This is a genomic window from Vibrio sp. 2033 (genome assembly GCF_033339735.1).
The window spans coordinates 1-831 of sequence record NZ_JAWOVC010000220.1; the positions used below are offsets into that span (position 1 = coordinate 1).

General features: G+C 48.1%; 1 protein-coding gene. It reads left to right on the forward strand.

Features of this window, described 5'->3' with window-relative positions; genetic code table 11:
• The coding region (locus tag R7P74_RS25695) for a TAXI family TRAP transporter solute-binding subunit (protein ID WP_318123471.1) at positions 1–745 on the forward strand (745 nt) is incomplete at its 5' end.
• Positions 746–831: the final 86 nt, after the last annotated feature.

Below are 831 nucleotides of genomic sequence, written 5' to 3' on the forward strand. Positions count from 1 at the left end.
GCAAGGTTTGTACGGTGCGTGGGCTTGGTCGGGGGAAGGTCCTTACGAGAAAAGCGGTCGCCAAGAAAAGCTGCGTTCAGTCTCAATGTTATGGCAAAACGTTGAACACTTCATTGTTCGTAGCGACTTGGCAAAAACCGGTAAGGTTAGTGATCTGAAAAACCTCGAAGGGAAAAAGTTCTCTATCGGTAAAAAGAACTCCGGTACTGAGAACTCAGGCCGTCAGATCATGAAAGGCCTGAATGTTGACCCAGATAAGTTCAACCTTGCCTTTATGGGGTACGGCGGCAGTGCAAGTGCGCTACAAAATGGCACCATCGATGGTATGAATACGCCAGCAGGTGTTCCTGTTGGGGCGGTGACGCAAGCATTTGCGGCGCTAGGCAAAGATATCTCGATACTTTCGTTCACTGACGAGCAAATCAAGCAAGCCAACGGCAACTACAAGTTGTGGACCAAGTACTACATTCCTGCCAACACTTACCCAGGTTTAGATAAACCAATCACGACGATTGCTCAGCCCAACTTCCTTGCGGTTCGAGACGATATCTCGGAAGAGGACGTTTACCAACTGACCAAAGCCATTTACGAGAACCTTCCGTTCTTACAAGGCATCCACAAAACAACCAAAGCGATGGCGATCGAAAAAGCGATTTCGGGACTTCCTTTACCGTTGCATCCGGGTGCGGTTCGTTACTACAAAGAAATGGGAATCGAAATCCCATCTGAACTGATGGCGCAATAACGCCAACTTCGCCCCGAGTGCATCTCGGGGTCTTTATTTTGTTTTGAACATTGAAAAAGCCGTTAGAGCTTGGAGTAGGATATGAG